General features: G+C 71.9%; 11 protein-coding genes. 6 read left to right on the top strand and 5 right to left on the bottom strand.

Annotation, left to right across the window (positions count from 1 at the left end; translation table 11 throughout):
• Positions 1–55: 55 nt before the first annotated feature.
• On the bottom strand, positions 56–1144 hold the full coding sequence (locus tag DMH12_RS29385; RefSeq protein ID WP_185832619.1) for an ADP-ribosylglycohydrolase family protein: 1089 nt from the start codon (positions 1142–1144) through the stop codon (positions 56–58).
• Between the two features lie 233 nt (positions 1145–1377).
• Between DMH12_RS29385 and DMH12_RS29380 the strand changes: the two genes are divergently transcribed.
• The 3 genes from DMH12_RS29380 to DMH12_RS29370 all read left to right on the top strand — a co-directional run bounded on the left by DMH12_RS29380 (position 1378) and on the right by DMH12_RS29370 (position 8540).
• The gene (locus tag DMH12_RS29380) at positions 1378–2109 is read left to right on the top strand and encodes a VIT1/CCC1 transporter family protein (protein WP_125494459.1); all 732 of its coding nucleotides are present in this window, start codon (positions 1378–1380) and stop codon (positions 2107–2109) included.
• Between the two features lie 430 nt (positions 2110–2539).
• Positions 2540–7084, top strand: coding sequence for a glutamate synthase large subunit (gene gltB, locus DMH12_RS29375; protein WP_125494458.1), 4545 nt, complete (start codon positions 2540–2542; stop codon positions 7082–7084).
• A complete protein-coding gene (locus DMH12_RS29370) occupies positions 7077–8540 on the top strand; it encodes a glutamate synthase subunit beta (protein ID WP_125494457.1) in 1464 nt (487 codons plus the stop codon). Before gltB ends, DMH12_RS29370 begins: the two co-directional genes overlap by 8 nt.
• 101 nt (positions 8541–8641) lie before the next feature.
• Here the strand turns inward: DMH12_RS29370 and DMH12_RS29365 are convergent, their stop codons facing one another.
• Together DMH12_RS29365 and DMH12_RS29360 are read right to left on the bottom strand one after the other, a co-directional pair.
• Positions 8642–9547 (bottom strand): chitosanase, encoded by a 906-nt coding sequence (locus tag DMH12_RS29365; RefSeq protein ID WP_125494456.1) that lies wholly within the window; start codon positions 9545–9547, stop codon positions 8642–8644.
• A 14-nt stretch (positions 9548–9561) separates the two neighbouring features.
• Positions 9562–10332: a rhomboid family intramembrane serine protease gene (locus tag DMH12_RS29360; RefSeq protein ID WP_260474385.1), complete on the bottom strand. Its 771-nt coding sequence runs from the start codon at positions 10330–10332 to the stop codon at positions 9562–9564.
• A 152-nt stretch (positions 10333–10484) separates the two neighbouring features.
• On the opposite strand from DMH12_RS29360, the gene DMH12_RS29355 reads away from it, so the two are divergent.
• Complete coding sequence (locus DMH12_RS29355; RefSeq protein WP_125494455.1) at positions 10485–11207, top strand: VWA domain-containing protein; 723 nt, start codon at positions 10485–10487, stop codon at positions 11205–11207.
• A 21-nt stretch (positions 11208–11228) separates the two neighbouring features.
• Here DMH12_RS29355 and DMH12_RS29350 read toward each other — a convergent pair whose 3' ends face one another.
• Together DMH12_RS29350 and DMH12_RS29340 are read right to left on the bottom strand one after the other, a co-directional pair.
• Positions 11229–11858, bottom strand: a complete 630-nt coding sequence (locus tag DMH12_RS29350) for an SIMPL domain-containing protein (protein ID WP_185832617.1) — start codon at positions 11856–11858, stop codon at positions 11229–11231.
• Between the two features lie 213 nt (positions 11859–12071).
• Positions 12072–12968 carry a hypothetical protein gene (locus DMH12_RS29340; RefSeq protein WP_125494454.1) on the bottom strand — a complete coding sequence of 299 codons (897 nt, stop codon included), beginning with the start codon at positions 12966–12968 and terminating at the stop codon, positions 12072–12074.
• A 123-nt stretch (positions 12969–13091) separates the two neighbouring features.
• On the opposite strand from DMH12_RS29340, the gene DMH12_RS29335 reads away from it, so the two are divergent.
• Complete coding sequence (locus DMH12_RS29335) at positions 13092–13418, top strand: chorismate mutase (RefSeq protein ID WP_122614883.1); 327 nt, start codon at positions 13092–13094, stop codon at positions 13416–13418.
• Positions 13419–13520: 102 nt separating this feature from the next.
• On the top strand, positions 13521–16019 hold the full coding sequence (gene pepN, locus DMH12_RS29330; RefSeq protein ID WP_185832616.1) for an aminopeptidase N: 2499 nt from the start codon (positions 13521–13523) through the stop codon (positions 16017–16019).
• Positions 16020–16169 lie beyond the last annotated feature (150 nt).

The raw sequence follows: 16169 nt of genomic DNA, 5'->3' as shown, positions 1-16169 counted from the left end.
TTTCTTAGTCGTACGGCGACCACCGGGTTCTACCGAGAGTGGTCCTTGGGCAGCTTCAGATGTTTATAGAGGCCGGGGTCGGGTGCCTCGGCTCCTCGCGTCCCGGGGGAACCCGCTCCGGATCCCGCACTGCCCGCCGCACCCCCTCGGCCGCGCCCGTCAGCAGGTCCGCCACCTCCAGGACGTGGTGGCCGGCGATCGTTGGCAGGCAGGTGCCGCGGGCGGGGCCGATGGCCGCGGCCCAGGCGGGCGGGATGGCGGCGACACCGTGGGTGGCGCCGGCCAGCGCGCCCGCCACCGCGGCCGTGGTGTCGGCGTCGCGCCCCATGTTGACGGCCGTCAGCACCGCGTCCGCGAAGTCGCCGTCGGCCGCCGCGTACGCGCCGAAGGCGAGGGCGACCGCCTCGGGCGCCAGGTCGGTCCACGGGTAGCCGCCGATGACCACCGCGGAGCGGACCGCGCGTTCGCCGCGATGCGCCGCCGTCATCGCGCGGCGCAGACAGCGGGCGGTCCAGGAGTCGTCCGGTACGACGGCCAGCGCGGAGGCGACGACCGCGACCGGCGCCGCCCCCGCCATCGCCGCCGCGACACCCGCCGCCACCGCCTGGCCGCCGTAGATGCCCTCGCCGTCGTGGCTGACCGAGCCGTCGATCGCGACCAGCCGGGCCGCCTCGGCGGGGCGCCCGGCCGCGAACACGCCGTGCGGGGCGGCCCGCATGGCGAGGCCGTCGCTCCAGGCGTGGCGGTGCTGGGCGGAGATCGGGGCGGCCAGTCCCCGGCGCAGGTTCTCCAGGGTGCCGCGTTCGCTGAAGCCCGCGCCCCGGAACGGGCCCTCCTCCCGGTCCGCGATCCACTCGTGCCAGGCGGTCTCCACGTGCACCGGGGTGAGCGCGGCGCCGTACCGGGCGAGCAGCAGGCCGGAGAAGATCGCGTACTCGGTGTCGTCGGTGCCGGCCGGCCGGTCGGCCACGTATCCCGTGATGCGGCCCCATCGGGCACGGATCTCCGAGGGCTTCATGTTCTCGGCCGGTGCCCCGAGGGCGTCGCCGACGGCCAGTCCGAGCAGTGCGCCCCGGGCCCGTTGGCGGAGTCCGACGGCGCCTTGGGGCGCGGGGACCGGGGGAATGCAGGCGGTGGATGCCATGCGGCCTCTCCTCTCCCTCTGCGCATCTGTCCCCGGTGCGGCGCGCACCGCAGCCTCACCGGGCTCAGCGTCACCCGGTCGACATCTGTGCAGGGAAGATCACGAATGAGCGCGGAGAGGTAAAACCGCAGGTAAGCCCAGCCTTTCCTTGCTGGCGGGGTGGAAATGATCGGCGTAGATTGGGTGTTGTTAAAAAGTAGAACCGATCCAAACTAGCTTCCGGGGGACCCCTCATGGCCATCATCGAGACCGAGGCGCCGCTGCACGAGGCGCACCGCGACAACCACACCCACCGCGACGTGAACGGCGGCTGGCTGCGCCCCGCCGTCTTCGGCGCGATGGACGGCCTGGTCTCCAACCTCGCCCTGATGACCGGCGTCGCCGGCGGCGCGGTGAGCCAGCAGACCGTCGTGCTGACGGGCATGGCCGGTCTGGCCGCCGGCGCCTTCTCCATGGCCGCCGGCGAGTACACCTCCGTCGCCTCGCAGCGCGAGCTGGTCGAGGCCGAGCTGGACGTGGAGCGCCGGGAGCTGAGGAAGCACCCGAAGGACGAGGAGGCCGAGCTGGCCGCGCTCTACGAGGCCCGCGGCGTCGAACCGCGGCTCGCGCGCGAGGTGGCCCGGCAGCTGTCCAGCGACCCCGAGCAGGCGCTGGAGATACACGCCCGCGAGGAGCTGGGCATCGACCCCTCCGACCTGCCCTCTCCCACCGTCGCCGCCGTGTCGTCCTTCGGTTCCTTCGCACTGGGTGCCCTGCTGCCCGTGCTGCCGTACCTGCTCGGCGCCTCCGCGCTCTGGCCCGCGGTGCTGCTCGCGCTGGCCGGACTCTTCCTGTGCGGTGCGGTGGTGGCCAAGGTGACGGCGCGCAGCTGGTGGTACAGCGGACTGCGGCAGCTCGCGCTCGGCGGTGCGGCGGCCGGTGTGACGTACGTCCTGGGCAGCCTGTTCGGAACGGCCGTAGGATAGCCCGGCTCGAACTTATGCGAGGGACCGCATAAGTAGCCGTTACTCGCTGGTTTCGAGTACGTAATCTCCGGGCATGAGCCGTAAGCGCTGTGGGCAATGAGGCCGGCCGCGCACCCGTGGGGCGAGCGACGACGCTCATTCCACGCCTTCGGGCCGACGGACATCGATCTGTGCGCTTCGGTCCTCCATAGCTTCCACCGCCGGTCGCGGCACCCCGCCGCAGCCCCCGGTGTCCGCATGTTGGAATGGATTGTCCCGTTTACCGAGAACCACTCCATCATGTAACCTGCACCAAATTTTGCACCGACACCGCAGAGGGCCAACGTCGTCCCTCGGCACCTGCACATGCCAGATGACGACGACGGGAGAGCCGATGCGTACGCCGCGCCAGCCGTCCCAGCATTCCGCGAGTGGCCAGAAGTGGTCCTTCATGGATGCTCGCCCTGCTGCCCAGGGTATGTACGACCCCCGCAACGAGCACGACGCCTGCGGCGTCGGTTTCGTCGCCACTCTCACCGGCGAGGCATCGCACACCCTGGTCGACCAGGCACTCACCGTGCTGCGCAACCTGGAGCACCGCGGCGCCACCGGTTCCGAGCCCGACTCGGGCGACGGCGCGGGCATCCTCTCCCAGGTGCCGGACGCGTTCTTCCGCGAGGTGGCCGGATTCGAGCTGCCCGAGGCCGGGTCGTACGCCGTCGGCATCGCCTTCCTGCCGGTGGACGGCACCGAGGACGCCGTCTCGCGGATCGAGACGATCGCGGGCGAGGAGGGCCTCACCGTCCTCGGCTGGCGCGAGGTGCCGGTCGCCCCGCAGATGCTCGGCGCCACCGCCCGCTCGACCATGCCGGTCTTCCGCCAGATCTTCGTGAGCGACGGGGAGTCGCGGGGCATCGCCCTCGACCGCCACGCCTTCGCGCTGCGCAAGCGCGCCGAGCGCGAGGCCGGCGTCTACTTCCCGTCGCTGTCTGCGCGGACCATCGTCTACAAGGGCATGCTGACCACCGGCCAGCTGGAGCCGTTCTTCCCGGACCTGTCCGACCGCCGCTTCGCCTCCGCGATCGCGCTCGTGCACAGCCGGTTCTCCACCAACACCTTCCCGAGCTGGCCGCTCGCCCACCCGTACCGCTTCGTCGCGCACAACGGCGAGATCAACACGGTCAAGGGCAACCGGAACTGGATGCGCGCCCGCGAGTCCCAGCTCGCCTCCGACCTGTTCGGCTCGTCCTCGGACCTGGAGCGGATCTTCCCGGTCTGCACGCCGGACGCCTCGGACTCCGCATCCTTCGACGAGGTCCTGGAGCTGCTGCACCTCGGCGGCCGCTCGCTGCCGCACTCCGTGCTGATGATGATCCCGGAGGCGTGGGAGAACCACGACTCCATGAACCCGGACCGGCGCGCCTTCTACCAGTTCCACTCCACGATGATGGAGCCCTGGGACGGCCCCGCCTGCGTCACCTTCACCGACGGCACCCAGGTCGGCGCCGTGCTCGACCGCAACGGCCTGCGCCCCGGCCGCTACTGGGTCACCGACGACGGCCTCGTCGTCCTCGGCTCCGAGGTCGGCGTCCTCGACATCGACCCCTCGAAGGTCGTCCGCAAGGGCCGCCTCCAGCCCGGCCGCATGTTCCTCGTGGACACCGCCGAGCACCGCATCATCGAGGACGACGAGATCAAGGCCCAGCTCGCGGCGGAGAAGCCGTACGCCGAGTGGATCGAGGCCGGCGAGATCGAGCTGTCCGACCTGCCCGAGCGCGAGCACATCGTGCACACCCACGCCTCGGTCACCCGCCGCCAGCAGACCTTCGGATACACCGAGGAGGAGCTGCGCGTCCTCGTCGCGCCGATGGCCAAGACCGGCGCCGAGCCGATCGGCTCCATGGGCACCGACTCGCCCATCGCCGCGCTGTCCGAGCGCCCCCGGCTGCTCTTCGACTACTTCACCCAGCTCTTCGCGCAGGTCACCAACCCGCCGCTGGACGCCATCCGCGAGGAACTGGTCACCTCGCTGCGCTCCTCGCTGGGCCCGCAGGGCAACCTCCTCGACCCGACGGCGGCGTCCTGCCGCAGCGTCCTGCTGCCCTTCCCGGTGATCGACAACGACGAGCTGGCCAAGCTCATCCACATCAACGCCGACGGCGACATGCCCGGCTTCAAGGCCGCGACCCTCTCCGGTCTCTACCGGGTGCACGGCGGCGGCGACTCACTCGCCGCCCGCATAGAGGAGATCTGCGCCGAGACCGACGCCGCGATCGAGAACGGCGCCCGGCTGATCGTCCTCTCCGACCGCCACTCGGACGCCGAGCACGCCCCGATCCCCTCGCTGCTGCTCACCGCGGCCGTCCACCACCACCTCATCCGCACCAAGCAGCGCACCGAGGTGGGCCTGCTGGTCGAGGCCGGCGACGTCCGCGAGGTCCACCACGTCGCCCTGCTCATCGGCTTCGGCGCCGCGGCCGTCAACCCGTACCTGGCGATGGAGTCCGTCGAGGACCTGGTCCGCGCGGGCACCTTCCTGCAGTCCGACGACGGAGAGCCCGACCAGGCCATCCGGAACCTGATCTACGCCCTCGGCAAGGGCGTCCTCAAGGTCATGTCCAAGATGGGCATCTCCACCGTCGCCTCCTACCGCGGCGCCCAGGTCTTCGAGGCCGTCGGGCTCGACGAGGAGTTCGTCGCCAAGTACTTCAACGGCACCGCCACCAAGATCGGCGGCGTCGGCATCGACGTCATCGCCAAGGAGGTCGCCGCCCGCCACGCCAAGGCGTACCCGGCCAGCGGCATCGCGCCCGCGCACCGTGCCCTGGAGATCGGCGGCGAGTACCAGTGGCGCCGCGAGGGCGAGCCGCACCTGTTCGACCCGGAGACCGTCTTCCGTCTCCAGCACGCCACGCGCTCCGGCAAGTACGACATCTTCAAGCAGTACACCGAGCGCGTGAACGAGCAGTCCGAGCGTCTGATGACGCTGCGCGGCATGTTCGGGTTCACGTCCGACCGGGCGCCGATCTCCATCGACGAGGTCGAGCCCGTCTCCGAGATCGTCAAGCGCTTCTCCACCGGCGCCATGTCGTACGGCTCCATCTCCCAGGAGGCGCACGAGACCCTCGCCATCGCCATGAACCAGCTGGGCGGCAAGTCCAACACCGGTGAGGGCGGCGAGGACCCGGAGCGCCTGTACGACCCGGCGCGACGCTCCTCGATCAAGCAGGTCGCCTCCGGCCGCTTCGGCGTCACCAGCGAGTACCTGGTCAACGCGGACGACATCCAGATCAAGATGGCCCAGGGCGCCAAGCCCGGCGAGGGCGGCCAGCTGCCCGGCCACAAGGTGTACCCCTGGGTCGCCAAGACCCGGCACAGCACCCCCGGCGTCGGCCTGATCTCGCCGCCTCCGCACCACGACATCTACTCCATCGAGGACCTCGCCCAGCTGATCCACGACCTCAAGAACGCGAACCCGCAGGCGCGGATTCACGTCAAGCTGGTCTCCGAGGTCGGCGTCGGCACGGTCGCGGCGGGTGTGTCGAAGGCGCACGCGGACGTCGTCCTCATCTCCGGCCACGACGGCGGCACGGGCGCCTCGCCGCTCACCTCGCTGAAGCACGCCGGCGGCCCCTGGGAGCTGGGCCTCGCCGAGACCCAGCAGACGCTGCTGCTCAACGGCCTGCGCGACCGCATCGTCGTGCAGACCGACGGCCAGCTGAAGACCGGCCGGGACGTCGTCATCGCCGCGCTGCTCGGCGCCGAGGAGTTCGGTTTCGCGACCGCGCCGCTCGTCGTCTCCGGCTGCGTCATGATGCGCGTCTGCCACCTGGACACCTGCCCGGTCGGCATCGCCACCCAGAACCCGGTGCTGCGCGACCGGTACTCCGGCAAGGCCGAGTACGTGGTGAACTTCTTCCAGTTCATCGCCGAAGAGGTCCGCGAGATCCTCGCCGAGCTGGGCTTCCGCTCCATCGAGGAGGCCGTCGGCCACGCCGAGACCCTCGACGTGACCCGCGCCGTCAACCACTGGAAGGCGCAGGGCCTCGACCTCGAGCCGCTCTTCCACGTGCCCGCGCTGGCCGAGGGCGCCGTGCGCCACCAGGCCACCGGACAGGACCACGGCCTGGAGAAGGCGCTCGACAACCAGCTGATCAAGCTCGCCTCGGACGCGCTCTCCGCCTCGGACGCCACCCAGGCCGCCCCGGTGCGCGCCCAGGTCGCGATCCGCAACATCAACCGCACGGTCGGCACCATGCTCGGCCACGAGGTGACGAAGAAGTTCGGCGGCGCGGGCCTGCCCGACGACACCGTCGACATCACCTTCACCGGCTCCGCCGGCCAGTCCTTCGGCGCCTTCGTCCCGCGCGGCATCACGCTGCGCCTGGAGGGCGACGCCAACGACTACGTCGGCAAGGGCCTCTCCGGCGGCCGGATCGTCGTCCGCCCGGACCGGGGCGCCGACCACCTCGCCGAGTACTCCACCATCGCCGGCAACACCATCGGCTACGGAGCCACCGGCGGCGAGATGTTCCTGCGCGGCAAGGTCGGCGAGCGCTTCTGCGTCCGCAACTCCGGCGCGCTGGTCGTCTCCGAGGGCGTCGGCGACCACGGCTGCGAGTACATGACCGGCGGCCACGCGGTCGTCCTCGGCGAGACGGGGCGCAACTTCGCGGCCGGCATGTCCGGTGGCATCGCCTACGTCGTCGACCTCGACCGCGACAACGTCAACGCCGGCAACGTCGGCGCCGTACAGGCCCTGGACGACGCCGACCGGGACTGGCTGCACGACGTGGTGCGCCGGCACGCCGAGGAGACCGGGTCCACGGTCGCCGAGAAGCTGCTCGCGGACTGGTCCACCGCCGTGGAGCGGTTCAGCAAGATCATCCCCAGCACGTACCAGGCAGTGCTCGCCGCCAAGGACGCCGCCGAGCGAGCCGGTCTCTCCGAGACCGAGATCACCGAGAAGATGATGGAGGCGGCGACCAATGGCTGACCCCAAGGGCTTTCTCAACCACGGCCGCGAAGTCGCCAGGTCCCGGCCGGTCGAGGAGCGTGTCAAGGACTGGAACGAGGTCTACGTCCCCGGCTCCCTGCTGCCGATCATCAGCAAGCAGGCCAGCCGCTGCATGGACTGCGGCATCCCGTTCTGCCACAACGGCTGCCCGCTCGGGAACCTGATCCCCGAGTGGAACGACTACGCCTACCGCGAGGACTGGTCGGCCGCGTCCGAGCGGCTGCACGCCACCAACAACTTCCCGGAGTTCACCGGCCGCCTGTGCCCGGCTCCGTGCGAGGCCGCGTGCGTGCTCGGCATCAACCAGCCGGCGGTCACCATCAAGAACGTCGAGGTCTCCATCATCGACAAGGCGTGGGAGACCGGGGACGTCGCCCCGCAGATCCCGGAGCGCCTGTCCGGCAAGACCGTCGCCGTCATCGGCTCGGGCCCGGCCGGCCTGGCCGCGGCCCAGCAGCTCACCCGGGCCGGCCACACGGTCGCCGTCTACGAGCGCGCGGACCGCGTCGGAGGCCTCCTCCGGTACGGCATCCCCGAGTTCAAGATGGAGAAGCGGCACATCAACCGCCGCATAGAGCAGATGCGTGCGGAGGGCACCCGCTTCCGCACCGGCGTCGAGATCGGCCGCGACCTGAAGGCCGGCGACCTGAAGAAGCGGTACGACGCCGTCGTCATCGCCGCCGGCTCCACCACCGCCCGTGACCTGCCGGTCCCCGGCCGTGAGCTGAACGGCATCCACCAGGCCATGGAGTACCTGCCGCTGGCCAACAAGGTCCAGGAGGGCGACTACGTCGCCCCGCCGATCTCGGCCGAGGGCAAGCACGTCGTCGTCATCGGCGGCGGCGACACCGGCGCCGACTGCGTGGGCACCGCCCACCGCCAGGGCGCGGCCTCGGTCACCCAGCTGGAGATCATGCCCCGGCCGGGCGAGGAGCGGGACGCGGTGCGCCAGCCGTGGCCGACGTTCCCGATGCTCTACAAGGTCACCAGCGCCCACGAGGAGGGCGGCGAGCGGGTCTACGCCGTCTCCACCACCCACTTCGAGGGCGACGAGGACGGCAACGTCCAGTGGCTGCACATGAGCGAGGTCGAGTTCATCGACGGCAAGCTCACCCCGAAGCCGGGCACCGAGCGCAAGATCCCGGCCCAGCTGGTCACCCTCGCCATGGGCTTCACCGGCACCGACCGCGAGAACGGTCTGGTCGACCAGTTCGGCCTGGACCTGGACGAGCGCGGTAACATCGCCCGGGACGCGGACTTCCAGACCAACGTGCCGGGTGTGTTCGTCGCCGGTGACGCCGGCCGCGGGCAGTCGCTCATCGTCTGGGCGATCGCCGAGGGCCGCTCGGCCGCGCGCGGCGCCGACCGCTTCCTGACCGGGGCCAGCGACCTGCCGGCCCCGATCCGCCCGACGGACCGCGCACTCGTGGTCTGACGGACGGAACAACCGAAGAACGTCCCGCACAAAGGCGTGCGGAACACTGATGGCGCCTGCCCCGTCCCCGACCGGACCATGGGCAGGCGCCGTCGCATGTGTCAGGGCGCCCGGTAGGCGTCCCCGTACACCTCCCACTCCAGCGGAGTCTCCAGCTCCAGGTTCCCGGCCGCCAGGAACCGGCGCTGGGCGGTGTCGACGCGGGAGGTGTCGATGCCCGGGCGCTTGGCCTCCATGGCCCGCGCGCGGATGTCCAGGAAGGCCCCCAGGTAGCCCTTCTCGGCGCCGCCCCGCGCGGGCGTCCTCGCCTCGGCCATGGCCCGCTCGCGCAGCCCGTAGAAGCCCTCGGCGTCCGTGTCCGGGCCGTGGAAGACCATCGCGTCGTAGTAGACGAACTGCCCCAGCGTGCCGAGGCCGTCCAGCTTGGCGAGGCGGACCGCCGGTTCGAAGTAGACGCGGTCCCGCTCCGCCTCCTGCGCCTCGCGGAACGCGGGGACCTCCGCCTCCGCCCGCCAGGCCGCCGTGAAGCCCGGGTCCAGGCCCTCGTGGGAGTCGGTGCCGTCGACCTCGCGCAGGGCGGGCAGGTATCCGGCCAGGCCGTTGCCCGGGTGGGCCTCGGTGTAGCGCTCGACCAGGGTGAGCAGGTCGTGGGTGCCGGTGCAGAAACCGATGATGCCCGCGGTGTACCCGTCGCCGTCCCCGAGGTCCTCGATGGTGCCGTACGCGGTGCGCCACTCGGTGGTCGAGTTCTCGGCGCTGGACACCAGCTGCTGGGCCAGCTCCTTCTTGGCCGGCGCGGCGAGCCCCGGCGGCGCGCCGGCGATCAGCGCGTCGTCCGCCGCCCGCTCCTGTTCGGCCCGCCCCTTGGCGTCCTCGCGGGACGACGGGGCGGTGGCCGTGGCGGTCGAGGCGCCCTCGGACTCGCCGGAGTCCGCCGGCACCACGAAGTACACCCCCGCGGCGATCAGGGGAACGGCCGCCAGAAGCAGCACACCGGCACGTCTCATCGGGGGAGAACCTTTCATAGGGGAACACTTCCGCCGGTCAGCTCGGCGACCCTGGCCGCCGCCGTCACCGCCAGCAGCGCCAGCAGGCCCAGGCACGCGCCCGCCCGCACCGCCGGGCGGCGCCCGTAGGCGAACGCGAGGGCCGCCACGCCGCCGGTGAGCAGCCCGCCCAGGTGGCCCTGCCAGGAGGAGCCGAACCAGGCGGACACCACCAGCCAGAGCAGCAGGAGGACCATGGAGCGGTTGACCTGTGCCATCCGGGCGCCCAGCCTGCGGTGCAGCACGTAGTACGCGGCACCCACCCCGAAGACCGCCCCCGACGCGCCGACCGTGGCCTGCCCCGGGTCCGCCAGGACCAGCACCAGGACGGAACCGCCCAGCGCCGAGAGCAGGTACAGGACGACGAAGCGGACCCGGCCGAGCATCAGCTCCACCACCCGGCCCAGATGCCACAGGGCCACCATGTTCAGCGTGATGTGCAGGATGCCGAAGACGCCCTCGAACGGGGACACGTGCAGGAAGGTGCCGGTGAGCAGCCGCTCCCATTCACCTCCCGCCACCCCCTCCGTCCGGACCGGCCCGAGGACGAGGTACGCCCCGTCGCCCGAGTACGTGGTGCCGTCCACGGCGACCACCCGCGCACCGACCATCGCGAACCGGTCCACGACGCCGGGCCGCACCAACTCCGCCAGGTACGCCAGGACGTTCAGCATGAACAGCGCGTACGTCGCGACGGGGGTCGCCGGACGGCGGCGACGGGTCGTGTCGGGGGACTCGGGATCCACGGCCGGCTCCTCGGTGCGGGGCGGAAGGTGAGCCGGTGGGGTCGGCGGCGAACAAAATAGCGAATGCCGGTGGCCGCTCGCGGAGGCGGGGTGCGCGGTGCCGTAACCTCGGCAGCCAGTAGCCGTGCGTCAGGGGTGACGGGGGAGTCCGGATGGCCGCGATCAGTCTCACCAAGGTGCGGGAGACGGCGCCCGCGCTGGTCGACCTGTACAAGAGCGCCGGGGTGTCGCTCACCAAGCACGGCCTGGAGGCGACGCGGGCGGCGGTGTACCTGGTCGTCGACTACTCGGGGTCGATGAAGCCGTACTACAAGGACGGCAGTGTGCAGGCGCTCGCCGACCGGGTGCTCGGGCTCTCCGCGCACCTCGACGACGACGGCACCGTGCCCGTGGTGTTCTTCTCCACGGACGTCGACGCGGTCACCGAGATCGCGCTCGCCGACCACGAAGGGCGGATCGAGCGGATCGTGGCCGGACTCGGGCACATGGGGAAGACCAGCTACCACCTGGCCATGGACGCCGTCATCGACCACTACCTGGACAGCGGCGCCCGCCACCCCGCCCTGGTCGTCTTCCAGACCGACGGCGGCCCGGTCAACCGGCTCGCGGCGGAACGCTACCTGTGCAAGGCGGCGCCGCTGTCGCTGTTCTGGCAGTTCGTCGGCTTCGGAGACCCGGGGAGCCGCCAGTTCGAGTACCTGCGCAAGCTGGACGAACTGGCGGTGCCGCAGAAGCGGGTCGTGGACAACGCCGGATTCTTCCACGCGGGCCGCGACCCGCGCCGGGTGACCGACGCCGAGCTGTACGACCGGCTGGTGGGAGAGTTCCCCAAGTGGCTGGTGGCCGCACGCGCGCAGGGCATCGTACGGCCGTAGCGGACGGGCGGCGGTCCGCGGTCAGTGCCGCAGCGAGAAGCCCAGCAGGACCTCCGCCGACACCTCCACCGTGCCCGGCGCCAGGTCGGCGGACCCGCCGCCCGCCTTGGCCGCGCGGAAGTGCGCGAAGGGCTCCGCCTCCACGTCCTGGATGTGCAGCACCGGGCCAAGCCGCACGTCCGCCGCCTCCGCGTACACCTGGGCCTTGCGCCGGGCGGCGGACACCGCCCGGCGCCGTGCCTCGTCCCGCAGCGCCTGCTTGTCGAGCACGTCGAACTCGACACCGTCGATCCGGTGGGCGCCCGCGTCCACCAGGTCCACGATCAGCTGTTCGAGATCGTCCAGCGCCCGCGTCTCCACCGAGTACGAGGCCTGGCACCGGTAGCCGAGGAGCGTCCGCTCACCCCCGTGACCGTCGTACTCCGAGCTGAGCCCGAGCCGGGAGCCCGAGACCGCGGCGTCCGGTACGCCGTGCCGCCGCAGGACCTCCCGCAGCCGCGACACGGCCGCCCCGGCCTGCTGGAACGCGCGCTCCGGTGACGGCTCCAGCACGTCCACCGCCGGCTGTACCCGCGCGAGGCCGGGTTCGGTTCGCACCGTGCCCGTGCCGGACACGCTGATCCCCCAGGGCTCTTCGATGGCCTTTGTCATACCGGCATTGAAGCACCGCGCCACCCGCCAGGGGGTGTCGTTTGGATCTGGCCGGCTCCGGGCAACGGTGCCTTGCAACTGGCCCGAGCGGGGTCTGGTGCGTGCAGCTGCAAGGCGGAGGAGGGCGACAGGGCGGAGCCCTGGCAACCGACGACAACGCCGCAGATGTGCGTGCCAGACCCCGCGACCCTGGCGAGATCCAAACGCCACCCCCTACGTGTCGCACTCCAGCACCGTCCGGCACAGCCCGCACCGGGCCCGCACCCGTCCGCGCACCGGCACCCGGATCCGCTGATGACAGGTCGGGCAGGGGAACGACACGCGCAGCGGTCCGTGCTCCTGCGGCGTGAACCGGTACGGGCCCTGTGCGGCGGGGCCCGCGGCGTGCGCGTCCTGGGCGTGGCGGCGGTCCCGTGCGTAGCGGCGGCGGCCCGCCCAGCCGGCCGCGGTGAGCGGCGGCTGCTGCCCGTCCTGACGGGCCCGCCGCAGGCCCTCGCCGTACGCCGTGTACGCCTGCGGACTGGTGAACCACACCGACGGGTCCTCGCCGAACACCAGCGCCCGCTTGGCCAGCACATACCCGAACTCCTCCGGGGTCAGGTAGCCCAGCTTCTGCGAGGACGCCGAGTCCTCCCGGTAGGCGTCGAGCAGCAGCCAGCCGGCGCCCAGGTACGTCGTCGCGGTGTCGGTGAGGATCTCGTTGTCCCGGGTGCCGGGGAAGGACAGGTCGAGGCGGTGCAGATAGACGTGCATCACCTCGTGCGCGAGGGCCGCGCCGATGTCCCGGCGGTGGGTGCGGAAGCGGTCGTTCAGCTCGATGAAGTACTCGGGGCCCGCCGTGAGTTCCACGTTCGCCGCGTGCGTCATCTCGCGGAACGAGACGATCATCCGGGCGTCGGGCAGCCGGTAGTGCCGCACCAGCTCGTGGGCCACCCGCTGCGTGCCCAGGTACAGGTCGTCGGTGTCGCTGAACGCCACGTCGGCCGGGGCGACACTGGCGGAGAACGTCTGCACGGTGTCGTACGACAACCGCCGGTACAGCGCGGTGACCGCCTCGCGCACCGTCGCCAGGTGCGGGAAGCCGTGCTCGACCGGTCCGCCGTTCGCCACGCCCGACCCCCAAGACGCCTGAACCCCGTGTCCACTCCGCGAGGACCCTCACGACGACTGTACGGCGTTCAGGGCCTGAGACGGTCTGCGGCGACGGCCGCCACGCCCGTAGGGTGGGCGTCCATGACCACCAGCAACACGGATGCCGTCGACCCCGCCGTCCGCGAGGAGCTGGCCCGGCTGCGGGACAGCATCGACAACATCGACGCGGCCGTCGTCCACATGCTCGCCGAGCGCTTCAAGTGCACCCAGCAGGTCGGCCACCTCAAGGCCCGCCACCAGCTGCCGCCCGGAGATCCGGCCCGTGAGGCGAAGCAGATCGCCCGGCTGCGCGCCCTCGCCGAGAGCGCCAAGCTGGACCCGGCGTTCGCCGAGAAGTTCCTGAACTTCATCATCGCCGAGGTGATCCACCACCACGAGCGCATCGCGGAGAGTTCGGCCTCCGGCTGACCCGGCGGCCGCGCCCCCGCCCGCCGGGGGCGCGCGCCGGACATTCTCCGCGTACCGAACCGCCCCTGTGCCCTGCGGACGGCATCAGGCAGCATGTCGTGCATGTCCGTACTGACGCGCGACGAAGCGCAGACCCGTTCCCGGCTCCTCGACGTCCACCACTACGCGATCGACCTCGATCTCACCCGTGGGGACGAGACCTTCGACTCCCGCACCGTCATCCGCTTCACCGTCCGCGACGACACGGACAGCACGGACACCTTCGTCGAGGTCAGGCCCGCCGAGCTGCGCACCGTCACGCTGGACGGACAACCCCTCGACCCGGCCGCCCTGGACGACAACAGGCTCGCCCTGAAGTCCCTCACCCCGGGCGAGCACGAGCTGCGCGTCGAGGCCGCCATGCGCTACTCCAGCACCGGCGAGGGCATGCACCGCTTCACCGACCCCGCCGACGGCGAGACCTACGTCTACACCCAGCTGTTCCTGGACGACCTGCAGCGCGTCTTCGCCGCCTTCGACCAGCCCGACCTCAAGGCCGTCTTCGACCTCGCCGTCACCGCCCCCGAGGGCTGGACCGTGCTCGCCAACGGCGTCACCGAGCACCTGGGCGACGGCCGCTGGAAGGCCGCCACCACCCCGCTGATCTCCACCTATCTCGTCGCGGTCGCCGCCGGCCCCTGGCACTCCGTGCGCACCGAGCACCGCGGCCTGCCCTTCGGCATCCACTGCCGCCGCTCGCTCGCCCCCCACCTCGACGCCGACGCCGGCGAACTGCTCGACGTCACCCGCGCCTGCTTCGACCGCTACCACGAGAAGTTCACCGAGCCCTACCCCTTCGACTCCTACGACCAGGCGTTCGTCCCCGAGTTCAACGCCGGCGCCATGGAGAACCCCGGACTGGTCACCTTCCGCGACGAGTTCGTCTTCCGGTCCGCGGTCACCGAGACGCAGCGGCAGACCCGCGCCATGGTCATCGCCCACGAGATGGCCCACATGTGGTTCGGCGACCTCGTCACCCTCCGGTGGTGGGACGACATCTGGCTGAACGAGTCCTTCGCCGAGTACATGGGCTACCAGACCACCGCCGAGGCCACCCGCTTCACCGACACCTGGACCGACTTCGGCGTCACCCGCAAGGCCTGGGGCTACGACGCCGACCAGCGCCCCTCCACCCACCCCGTCGCCCCCGAGAACGTCGAGGACACCGCCTCGGCCCTGCTCAACTTCGACGGCATCTCCTACGCCAAGGGCGCCTCCGCCCTGCGCCAGCTCGTCGCCTGGCTCGGCGAGAAGGACTTCCTGGCCGGCATCAACATCCACTTCGAGCGGCACAAGTTCGGCAACGCCGCCCTCGCCGACTTCATCGACTCCCTCGCCGCCGCCACCGACCGCGACGTCCACGCCTGGGCCGACGCCTGGCTGCGCACCACCGGCGTCGACACCCTCGCCCCGCGCGTCACCGGCGACAACGGCGGCCGCCTGCTCGCCGTCGACCGGGCCGGCAGCCGCCCGCACCGCGTCGCCGTCGGCCTCTACGACCGCGACCCGGGCGACGAGGGCCGCCTCACCCTGCGCGAACGCCTCGACGTCGACCTGCCCCAGGCCGAACCCCGGCCCATCGGCAAGCTCCCCGCCCTGGTCGTCCTCAACGACGGCGACCTCAGCTACGCCAAGGTCCGCTTCGACGCCGAGTCCTTCCGGACCGTCCGCGAGGGCCTGTCCGGACTGCCCGACCCGCTCACCCGGGCCGTCGTCTGGAACGCCCTGCGGGACGCGGTGCGCGACGGCGAACTCCCCGCAGACACCTACCTGGACATCGCCCGCGCCCACCTCCCGTACGAGACCGACCTCGCCCTCGTCGACGGCGTCCTCGCCTTCGCCGCCGGCCAGGTCGCCGACCGGTACGTCACCCCCGAGCGGCGGCCGGCCGCGCTGTCCACCCTCACCGAGCTGTGCCGCGACCTCATCCGCCGCACCGAGGACGGCGACCACCCCGGGCTGCGCCTCATCGCCGTGCGCCACCGCATCGCCACCGCCGCCCACCCCGACACCATCGCGGCCTGGCTCGCCGACGGCACCGTGCCCGGCGGCCCGGAGCTGGACCCCGAGCTGCGCTGGCGCATCCTCACCCGCCTCGCCGTCCTCGGCGCCACCGGCGAAGAGGCCATCGCCGCCGAACTCGCCCGGGACCCCAGCGCCACCGGCCAGGAGGGCGCCGCCCGCTGCCGCGCCGCGCTGCCCGACGCCGAGGCGAAGAGCCGGGCCTGGGAGGCCATGTTCGCCACCGACGACCTCTCCAACTACCTCTTCACCGCCACCGCCCAGGGCTTCTGGCAGCCCGAACAGGCCGACCTGGTGCGGGACTACGTGCCGCGCTACTACGCCGAGGCGGTCGCGGTCGCCGCCCGCCGCGGCCCCGCCATCGCCGACGCCGCCGGCCGCTGGGCCTTCCCCGGCCACGCCGTCGACGACGCCAACCTGCGCCTCGGCCGGGAATGCCTCGCCGGCGACGGCCCCGTCCCCGCCCTGCGCCGCAAGCTCGCCGACCAGCTGGACGACCTGGCCCGGGCGCTGCGGGTGCGGGAGGCGGACGCGCGCTGAACCCCGCCGCGGCCGGTTCCCTCGCTCGGGGAACCGGCCGCGGGCGTACACCCTTTCGGGTGTGATCGTTGGGCTGTCCGGGCGTAGCCACGCATTCGCGTCCAAGCTGGAGCTCCCCGTCCCCGCGCCCGGAGGACAGCCCATGGGCCC

The organism is Streptomyces sp. WAC 04229 (assembly GCF_003947455.1).
GTDB lineage: Bacteria > Actinomycetota > Actinomycetes > Streptomycetales > Streptomycetaceae > Streptomyces.
The sequence above is the reverse complement of the archived record's forward strand: the minus strand, read 5'-3'. Positions and strand labels throughout refer to the sequence as shown.

Coding starts and splice junctions, on each gene's coding strand:
- DMH12_RS29385 (WP_185832619.1), bottom strand. CDS start 1,144: ATGGCATCCACCGCCTGCATTCCCCCGGTCCCCGCGCCCCAAGGCGCC.
- DMH12_RS29380 (WP_125494459.1), top strand. CDS start 1,378: ATGGCCATCATCGAGACCGAGGCGCCGCTGCACGAGGCGCACCGCGAC.
- gltB (WP_125494458.1), top strand. CDS start 2,540: ATGGATGCTCGCCCTGCTGCCCAGGGTATGTACGACCCCCGCAACGAG.
- DMH12_RS29370 (WP_125494457.1), top strand. CDS start 7,077: ATGGCTGACCCCAAGGGCTTTCTCAACCACGGCCGCGAAGTCGCCAGG.
- DMH12_RS29365 (WP_125494456.1), bottom strand. CDS start 9,547: ATGAGACGTGCCGGTGTGCTGCTTCTGGCGGCCGTTCCCCTGATCGCC.
- DMH12_RS29355 (WP_125494455.1), top strand. CDS start 10,485: ATGGCCGCGATCAGTCTCACCAAGGTGCGGGAGACGGCGCCCGCGCTG.
- DMH12_RS29350 (WP_185832617.1), bottom strand. CDS start 11,858: ATGACAAAGGCCATCGAAGAGCCCTGGGGGATCAGCGTGTCCGGCACG.
- DMH12_RS29335 (WP_122614883.1), top strand. CDS start 13,092: ATGACCACCAGCAACACGGATGCCGTCGACCCCGCCGTCCGCGAGGAG.
- pepN (WP_185832616.1), top strand. CDS start 13,521: ATGTCCGTACTGACGCGCGACGAAGCGCAGACCCGTTCCCGGCTCCTC.